This is a genomic window from Aeromicrobium sp. (assembly GCF_014378035.1).
Taxonomy (GTDB): Bacteria; Actinomycetota; Actinomycetes; order Propionibacteriales; family Nocardioidaceae; genus Aeromicrobium.
In genome coordinates, this window is the sequence record NZ_JACMOM010000335.1 from 1 (window position 1) to 8,776 (window position 8,776).

The 8,776-nt window shown below is 67.2% G+C and carries 9 protein-coding genes; 3 read left to right on the forward strand and 6 right to left on the reverse strand.

Going from position 1 to position 8,776, the window contains the following annotated elements; all coding sequences use genetic code 11:
- Window positions 1–11 precede the first annotated feature (11 nt).
- The 3 genes from H7290_RS17835 to H7290_RS17845 all read right to left on the reverse strand — a co-directional run bounded on the left by H7290_RS17835 (window position 12) and on the right by H7290_RS17845 (window position 2,682).
- The gene (locus H7290_RS17835) at window positions 12–812 is read right to left on the reverse strand and encodes a hypothetical protein (RefSeq protein ID WP_290515364.1); all 801 of its coding nucleotides are present in this window, start codon (window positions 810–812) and stop codon (window positions 12–14) included.
- A 130-nt stretch (window positions 813–942) separates the two neighbouring features.
- On the reverse strand, window positions 943–2,235 hold the full coding sequence (locus H7290_RS17840) for a M20/M25/M40 family metallo-hydrolase (protein WP_290515365.1): 1,293 nt from the start codon (window positions 2,233–2,235) through the stop codon (window positions 943–945).
- 48 nt (window positions 2,236–2,283) lie between these two features.
- Window positions 2,284–2,682, reverse strand: coding sequence for an SRPBCC family protein (locus H7290_RS17845; protein WP_290515366.1), 399 nt, complete (start codon window positions 2,680–2,682; stop codon window positions 2,284–2,286).
- A gap of 15 nt (window positions 2,683–2,697) precedes the next feature.
- Here H7290_RS17845 and H7290_RS17850 point away from each other — a divergent pair, with 15 nt between their 5' ends.
- Both H7290_RS17850 and H7290_RS17855 read left to right on the forward strand, forming a co-directional pair.
- Window positions 2,698–3,579 carry a MoxR family ATPase gene (locus H7290_RS17850; protein ID WP_290515367.1) on the forward strand — a complete coding sequence of 294 codons (882 nt, stop codon included), beginning with the start codon at window positions 2,698–2,700 and terminating at the stop codon, window positions 3,577–3,579.
- Entirely contained in the window at window positions 3,576–5,006 is a 1,431-nt protein-coding gene (locus tag H7290_RS17855) for a VWA domain-containing protein (RefSeq protein WP_290515368.1), read from the forward strand. The genes H7290_RS17850 and H7290_RS17855 overlap by 4 nt, the downstream gene beginning before the upstream one ends.
- Window positions 5,007–5,082: 76 nt before the next feature.
- Here H7290_RS17855 and H7290_RS17860 read toward each other — a convergent pair whose 3' ends face one another.
- The 3 genes from H7290_RS17860 to H7290_RS17870 form a co-directional block, all read right to left on the reverse strand.
- The gene (locus H7290_RS17860) at window positions 5,083–5,505 is read right to left on the reverse strand and encodes a VOC family protein (protein WP_290515369.1); all 423 of its coding nucleotides are present in this window, start codon (window positions 5,503–5,505) and stop codon (window positions 5,083–5,085) included.
- A gap of 80 nt (window positions 5,506–5,585) precedes the next feature.
- Window positions 5,586–6,566, reverse strand: a complete 981-nt coding sequence (locus tag H7290_RS17865) for a nitronate monooxygenase (RefSeq protein ID WP_290515370.1) — start codon at window positions 6,564–6,566, stop codon at window positions 5,586–5,588.
- Entirely contained in the window at window positions 6,563–7,324 is a 762-nt protein-coding gene (locus H7290_RS17870; protein ID WP_290515371.1) for a 3-hydroxyacyl-CoA dehydrogenase, read from the reverse strand. Before H7290_RS17870 ends, H7290_RS17865 begins: the two co-directional genes overlap by 4 nt.
- Window positions 7,325–7,525: 201 nt before the next feature.
- Here H7290_RS17870 and H7290_RS17875 point away from each other — a divergent pair, with 201 nt between their 5' ends.
- Entirely contained in the window at window positions 7,526–8,608 is a 1,083-nt protein-coding gene (locus H7290_RS17875; protein ID WP_290515372.1) for an alkene reductase, read from the forward strand.
- Window positions 8,609–8,776 lie beyond the last annotated feature (168 nt).

Sequence of the window (8,776 nt, forward strand, 5' to 3'; positions counted from 1 at the left end):
GAGCGGGCAGCTCAGACGTCGAAGCGTCCCGCCTGCACCCGTTGCAGAGAGGCTTCTGTTCCCAGCTCGGGACGTGCTTGCTCGTGGGACGCGTAGAACGTCAGGAGCTGGACGACGAGCGCAGGGTCGGCGTTGATGGTTGTTCCGCCGATGATCAGGTCGTCTGCCGTCGCGGAGCTCAGCAGGCCGATGCTGGGGTCGTGGGTCTGGTCGCCGACCCACACCGTGCTGACGTCGGTCCACGCGATCTTCACGACGGCGCGTCCTTCCTCTCGCTGAACACCTTCGGACGACACGACCAGGACCGGACCACTCCGTCGGGACATGACGATCGCTCCCCACGACAGCGTCATGAGAAGGACGACGGACAGTGCGAGGACCAGCATCGCCTCGACAGTGCCCTCACCCTCGCGCGCGACGGTCGCCACGGCCACCACAACACCCAGCAGAGCGAACAGCGCCAGTGCCCAGACCATCACGAGCAGGAGGGACCGCGCCGTCCGTAGGTCCGCGATCACGATGGCGCTGCGGACGTCGTCCCACGAGATGCCAGCAGTCCCCCAGGCCCGTACGCGCACCTGGCGAAACCACACGCTGACGACCAGCAGCAGGAACATGAGGGCGCCGATACCGAACGGCGCCGTGAGCGCTACATCGGGACCGGTGGCAGCGCTGATGGTGACCGTGACGAACAGGACCAGCAAGGCTGAAGCGAGGCCAAGCAGCGTGAACGCGCGTCGACGCGGCGGTTCGGGCCCCCAGGCCTCCGGCCATGGTGCCCTGTTCGGCTGGGTGGATGGGGGGTTTGTCATGTCAGAACACCGAGTTCCAGGCGTCCTCGTCCCCGTTGCTGACGTGACCCCACGCATGCCGCTCGGCCCTGCGTGTGTGGTCTGTCGTCATCGTCGCCCCCGCGCGTGACTCTGTCAGAGCTGGTCGAGGTCAGAGCTGGTCGAGGAAGGTGTCGAACACCCGCGCGCCGAACTCGAGGGCGTCGACCGGCACCCGCTCGTCGACACCGTGGAACAGGGCGGTGAAGTCGAGGTCGGGTGGCAGCCGCAGAGGAGTGAATCCGAACGAGGTGATGCCCACCTTGTTCCAGCCCTTGGCGTCAGTGCCACCGGACATCAGGAACGGTGCAATGTGCGCTTCCGGGTCGTGGGCGTGGATGGCCACGGTCATGGCATCGACGAGATCGCCCTCGAACGGGAACTCCAGCGCGGTGTCGGTGATGTAGGGCTCGACCGCGATGTGGTCGCCGACGATCTTCTGGACCGCGGGGACGAACGTGTCGGTGTGTCCGGGTAGGTAGCGGCCGTCGACATACGCAATGGCCTCGCCGGGGATGACGTTGTGCTTGTAGCCCGCCTCGAGCATCGTGGAGTTGGTCGTGTTGCGAATGCCGGCGCCAATCATGCGGACCGCTGGGCCGAAGTGCTCGAGCAGCTCGTCGGCTGAGCCCTCGGTGCCCGTGAGCTCGCGCACCTTCGCGAGCAGCAAGTTCATCGTCGGACCGGGCTCCCCGGGCCACTCGTGCTCGCCGAGAGCGATGAGCCCGGTCGCCAGGTGCGTGATCGCGTTGTCGTGATTGCCCATCGACCCGTGCCCGGCGGTGCCGCGCGCACGCAGACGCATCCAGGCGATGCCCTTCTCACCCGACTCGATCAGGTAGAGGCGCTTGCCGCCGATCTCGGTCGAGAAGCCGCCCACCTCGCCGATCGCCTCAGTGCACCCTTCGAGCAGGTCGGGGCGGTTCTCCGCGATCCAGTGCGCGCCCTTGCTCCCCCCGGCCTCCTCGTCGGCGGTGAAGACCAGGGTGATCGGACGATCGGGGATGGAGCCGTCGCGCTGACGTGCCCGGACGACCGACAACAGCATCGCGTCGAAGTCCTTCATGTCGACCGCGCCACGGCCGAACAGGTAGCCGTCGACGACCTCGGCCGCGAACGGGTCGACCTGCCAGTCGCCCGCCTGCGCGGGCACGACGTCAAGGTGTCCGTGGATCAGCAGGCCGGGCTTGGGTGAGTCCTGGTTGCCCCAGCGAGCGACGATGCTGGCACGACCCGGTCGTGACTCGACGATCTCCGAGTCGATACCCACCTCGGACAGCGAGGCGGCCACGTACTCAGCCGCCTTGCGCTCACCAGGACCCGAGTCGTCACCGTAGTTGGAGGTGTCGATACGGATCAGGTCACGGCAGATCTCGAGCACTTCGGATTCCGGTACGTAGCCCATGTGGCGATCCTACGTCCGCCACCGGGGCGGAGCGGGGCCGATGGCCGGTCAGGCCAGCAGGCCGTCGATCACGCGCGTGAAGAGCTTGGTGCTGGACGCCCGTGTCATGCCGTCGAGCGCCCTCGGCATCGCACGCACGTGAATGTCCTCGCGCCACGTGACCTTGCTCCCGCCGTCGCCGTGGGGCTCGACGCTGAGCTCAGCCCACCCGGTGACGACGCGGCCGCGCTTCTCGAGCCGGCAGAACGTCGGCTCCTCCCACCGCACGATTTCCATGGGGTCGTGGAATCCGACCCGTCCGACGCCGGTGAAGGCATCGAATCCGTCGTCGTTCCGGGTGATGCGGGTCAGCGGGACGAATCGTCCGTGCTGTTCCCAGTCGGTGAGTCGGTTCCACGACTCAGCGGGTGTCAGACGTACCTCGCGCACTATCTCGATAAGGGCCACGGCATCATCGTAGGCATGCGCACCATGCCTTTCACCTCGATCTCCGATGTCAAGGACAAGCTCGCCTCGGCCGGTTACCTCGCCTCCGACGCCGTGGCGACCACGGTCTTCCTCGCGAGCGAGCTCGGCAAGCCGTTGCTGGTGGAGGGCCCGGCCGGTGTCGGCAAGACGGCTCTGGCCAGCGCGGTCGCCGACGCGTGCGGCGCAGAACTCATCCGTCTGCAGTGTTACGAGGGGGTCGACGAGGCCCGCGCACTGTACGAGTGGAACCACGCAAAGCAGCTGTTGCGCATCACCGCCGGCCACGGTGAGTCGTGGGACCAGGCGCGCGACGACATCTTCAGTGAGGAGTTCCTCCTCCCCCGGCCCCTTCTCGCGGCCATCCGCAACGAGGGCCCGACCGTCCTGCTGATCGATGAGACCGACAAGGCGGATGTCGAGATCGAGGGACTGCTGCTGGAAGTGCTAGGTGAGTTCCAGGTGACGGTCCCCGAGCTGGGCACCATCACCGCCACGCAGAGACCCTTCGTGGTGCTCACGTCCAACGCGACGCGTGAGCTGAGCGAGGCGCTGCGCCGGCGATGCCTGTTCCTCCACGTCGACTTTCCGGACTCCGACCTCGAGCAGCAGATCGTCCGTCTCAAGGTGCCCGAGCTCAACTCGACGCTCGGCGAGTCGTTGGTGCGGGTCATCAACGCCCTGCGCGCGATGCCGCTGCGCAAGGCCCCGTCGGTCTCCGAGACCATCGACTGGGCGCGCACCCTCGTGGCGCTGGGCGCCGACATCCTCGACGACCAGATCGTCAAGGAGAGCCTCGGCGTCATCCTCAAGCACCAGGACGACCTCGAGAAGGCTCGCACCCGGCTCGACCTCGACGAGGTGCTGAGCGCGTCATGACCGGCGCAGCCGTGCCGCAGGACCTGGCAGGTCGCCTCGTCGAGTTCGTCGGCGCCCTGCGCAGCAAGGGCATCCCGGCCGGGACGAGCGAGACCGTCGATGCGGCGGCTGACGTGGAGGTCTTGGGAATGAGTGACCGCCTCCACCTCAGGGAAGGTCTCGCGTCCGCCCTGGTGAGACGAGGCGGCCAACGAGACGTCTTCGACATGACCTTCGACCTCTACTTCCCGGCGTCCGTCGGCGCTCCCCAGTCGGTGCGTGACATCGACGAGGAGGACATCGACCTCGATGATCTTCGCGACCTCCTCGCCATGGCGCTGGCCGACAACGACCTCCGGACGCTGGAACAGGTCGCCGAGATCGCCGTCGACCTGCTGGGAGAGGTCGGGACACCCGGCACTCCCACGGGGGGCTGGTCGGCATACCAGACCCTCGAACGCCTGCGGCCCCAGACCATGCTGGTGCAGGCCCTCCAGCAACGAGGACAGGCCGGCGGCGGACAGGGCGAAGGCAATGGCGAAGGGCAGGGCTCCGGGGGCGGCTTCACCGAGCGGCTCGAACGTGATGAGGTGCGACAGAACATCGACCGCTTCCGGGCGCTGGTCGCCGGGGAGGCTCGTCGGCGGACTGCCGAGCTGCGGGGACGCGACACCGTCACGCGGCACGCCGTCAGGGCCGGCAGCGATCGTCTCGACTTCCTCAGTGCCAATGCCCAGCAGCTCGAGGAGCTCGGTCGAACGGTGCGACCCCTGTCACGCAAGCTCGCGACCCGGCTGGCCGCTCGCCGCCGCAAGGCCAACCGCGGTCGCATCGACATCCGGCGCACACTGCGCCGCTCGATGTCGACCGGCGGGGTCCCGATGAAACCGGTCTATGCCAAGCCGCACCCGACACGGCCGGAGCTCGTGCTGCTGTGCGACGTCTCGGGGTCGGTATCGGGCTTCTCGAGCTTCACGATGCACCTCGTACAGGCGCTGAGCGGCCAGTTCAGCAAGATCCGGGTGTTTGCGTTCGTGAATGCGATGGCGGAGGTCACCGAGATGGTCAAGGAGGCTGGCGCCGCCTCTTCGGGCCGCGACCTCGCGAGCCGCATCTCGCAGGAGGCGCGCATCACGTCGTGGCACACGAGCAGCGACTACGGCGAGGCACTCGCTGACTTCCAGGCCGACTTCATGACGGCGATCGGTCCGCGAACGGCCGTGCTCATCCTTGGTGATGCCCGCAACAACAATCAGGACCCCAACCTCGGGGCACTGCACGACATCAGCCAGCGCGCTCGACGTACCTTCTGGCTCAATCCTGAGCACTCCATGAGATGGGGGCTGGGCGACTCGATCGCACCGACCTACGCCGAGATCGTGGAGATGCACGAGTGCTGCAACGTCGACCAGCTGACGAAGTTCATCACCAGGCTCCTGCCGGTGTGATCAACCGTTGCGAACGCCACCTGGGTGCCTGGGCGGCTGTCCTGGCTTCGGTGACCGGGAAGGAGCCTGGGAGGACTCAGCCAGTCGGAGCTGTGAGCTCCAGGGCGATGTTGTCGGGGTCGCGGAACTCCAAAATCGACATCGGACCGGTGTCCTTGATGCCTCCGTGGGCAATGCCGAGGCCGTCGAGCACGGTCACTGCTTCCTGGAGCGCAGCAACGTCGGCCACGGCGAAGCTGATGTGGTCGAGGCCTGCTCGGTCCTCATGGAAGCGATCGTCGCCGGCAGCGACCGGCCGCAGGCCGAGCATCCCGCCGCCGAAGCTGTAGATGACTCCTCCGAACAGGAAGGCAAGCTGCTCCTTGGTGGCCTCGTCAGGGTTCTCAGGTAGCTCGAAGGCGACGTCGAAGCCGAAGACGGACTCGTAGAAGGCGCGGGACGTCTCGATGTCGCGCACGGTGAGGCGTACGTGGCTGAAGTCGGACACGGCGACGGGCATGGAGGCTCCTCGTGAAGGGGACAGCTTTTGCTCAACACTTCCACCGCTCCACCGTTCCCGCCTCCTGAGCGCCGCGCCGGCTACCGTCCCGTCATGGACAGCAACCGACCCGTGATGAGGTCGACGGCCTCGCCCATGATCCGGGCTATCAGATCGCCGGCCGAGGGAATGTCGTCGATCAGCCCCTGACAGGTGCCCACGCTCCAGATGCCGGCCTCCGGGTCGCCACTCTCATAGACCGTCTTGCCCCGCGCGCCGGACACGAGGTCCCTCACCTGGTCGAACTGGCCGCCACCGTCGAGGATCTCGACGACCTCACGGCTCACCGAGTTGCTGGCGACACGCGCGGTGTTGCGCAGCGGACGGAAAATCAGCTCGGTGTCGCGCTCGGTGGCGTCGACGATGGCCTGCTTGATGTTCTGGTGGATGGGTGATTCCTCGGTGCACATGAAGCGGGTGCCCATGTTGATGCCGTCCGCCCCGAGCGCGAGCGCGGCGACGAGCCCACGGGCATCCGCGAAACCGCCTGAGGCGATCATCGGAATCGTGATGTGCCTGGCGGCAGCGGGGATGAGAACCAGCCCGGGAATGTCGTCCTCGCCGGGGTGACCTGCGCACTCGAAGCCGTCGATGCTGATGCCGTCGACGCCGAGATCCTGCGCCTTCAGGGCGTGGCGCACGCTGGTGCACTTGTGCAGCACCTTGATGCCGGCGTCGTGGAACTGCGCCATGTGCGGCCCGGGGTTGGAGCCAGCGGTCTCGACGATCGTGACGCCCTCGTCGACGATGACCTTGCGGTACTCGTCGTAGGGGGGTGGCGTGATGCTGGGCAGGATCGTCAGGTTGACCCCGAACGGCTTGTCGGTGAGGTCGCGGGTGCGGGCGATCTCCTTGACGAGGTCGGCTGGGGTCGGTTGGGTGAGGGCCGTGATCATGCCAAGGCCACCGGCGTTGGCGACCGCGGCGACGAGCTCGGCCTTGCCGACCCACTGCATCCCGCCCTGGACGATGGGGTGCTCGAGGCCGAACGCCTCGGTGAACTTGGTGGTCAGCGCGCTCATCGGGGAGCCATCCGAATCGCACCGTCGAGGCGGATCGTCTCGCCGTTGAGCATCGGGTTGGCAACGATGTGCGCGACGAGGGCGCCGAACTCGCTCGGCTCGCCGAGACGGCTTGGGTGGGGCACCTGCTTGCCCAGAGACTCGCGGGCGTCCTCGGGGAGCGAGGCGAGCAGCGGCGTGTTGAACAGGCCGGGCGCGATCGTCATGACGCGGATGCCGAGTGAGGCGAGGTCGCGGGCTATTGGCAGTGTCATGCCCACGATGCCGCCCTTCGAGGCGGAGTAGGCCGCTTGGCCGATCTGACCGTCGAAGCCCGCCACGGAAGCAGTGTTGACGATGACCCCTCGCTCCTCACCGGTCAGGTCGAGGGTCGCCATGCGGGCAGCCCCGAGCCGTAAGACGTTGAAGGAGCCGACCAAGTTGATCTCGATGATCCGCTGGAACTTGTCGAGCGGGTACGGACCGTTCTTGCCGACGGTCTTGATGGCGTCGCCGGTCCCGGCGCAGTTGACGACCACCCGCAGGTCACCGAGCTCCTCGGCGACATCAAGGGCGGCCTCGACGGCCGTCTCGTCGCGGACGTCGGCGGCAGCGAACCGGACACCATCGCCCAGGCGGGCCGCGACCTCATCACCGGGCGAGCCGGGCAGATCGAGTATGACGACCTTGGCGCCGGCGGCTACCAGCGTCTCCACCGTCGCCAGTCCGAGCCCGGAGGCCCCGCCGGTGACCAGTGCTACTGAGTTCTTCACGTCCATCGGGTGTCACTCTCTTTCGGGTGGCTGTCCTGTCCACTCTGCCGCAGGCCGTCCGTCGCTGACGCTGGCGGGTCTCCCCGACGCGACGCCGACCAACACGTTCACATCGAGGTGACGAGATCGGGAATGTCTGGCCGCGAGAGTGGTTGAAAGGTGAAGAACCTTCCGTACGGGAAGGTGTCCCACGCCTGAGGAGTCTTTGTGTCCGACGTATTCAAGTCCATCAAGGTCGGTAGCTGGGAGCTTCCCCAGCGATTCGTGATGGCGCCCCTGACCCGCAACCGCGCCGGTGAGGGCCAGGTACCTCGCGACATTGCCGTCACCTACTACGCGCAGCGTGCCGGTGCGGGTCTGATCATCACCGAGGGGACGCAGCCCAGCGCCGTTGGCCAGGGCTACCTCGACACCCCCGGCATGCACTCCCCCGAACAGATCGAGGGCTGGCGTGCCGTCGCCGACGCCGTTCACGCGAAGGGCGGTCGCATCGTCGTGCAGCTCATGCACGTGGGCCGGATCGCGCACCCCGACAACAAGAACGGTCTCGAGTCGGTCGCGCCGAGCGCCATCCAGCTCGACCAGCCGACCGTCACCGCCGACGGCGCGAAGGATTCAGTCGTGCCGCGCGCACTGGAGACTGACGAGATCGCCGGCGTCGTGCAGGAATTCGTGCATGCGGCCAAGTCGGCCATCGAGGCGGGACTTGACGGCGTCGAGATCCACGCCGCCAACGGCTACCTGCTCCACCAGTTCCTTGCCCCGTCCTCCAACGAGCGCACTGACGAGTACGGCGGGTCACCGCAGAACCGTGCGCGGCTGTCGGTGGAGGTGACCAAGGCCGTCGTGGACGCCATCGGGTCTGAGCGGGTCGGCATCCGCATCTCCCCCGCACACAACGTGCAAGGTGCGATCGAGGATGACGCGGCTGACGTGGCCGCCACCTACGGCTCACTCGTCGACCAGATCGCACCTCTCGGGCTTGCCTACCTGAGCATCCTCGCCGATCCGCGAAGCGAGCTGTTCCAGGACCTCCGGCACCGCTTCGGCGGACCGGTCATCGCCAACTCGGGATTCGCTTCTCACACCGACCTCGACGACGTCGAGCAGATCGTCGACGGTGACCTCGCCGACCTGGTGGCTGTCGGACGCGCATTCATCGCCAATCCCGACCTCGCGGTCCGGTGGAAGACCGGGTCTGAGCTCAACGAGCCGGACAGCAAGACCTTCTACGGCGGCGGAGCCGAGGGGTACACCGACTACCCGACGCTCGACACGGTCAACGCCTGAGCGACGCAACACCCGCAGGGTGATGCACACCAACAGGGTCAGCTGTGGGCGACGGTGCCGGATGTCGACGCGAGGAATGGCGTCGACATCGCGGCGCGGCGTCGTCTGACGACGGTGTCGAGACGGAGGCGGGGCGCCAGGGGCACCACCGCAAACGCACCCTCCGGC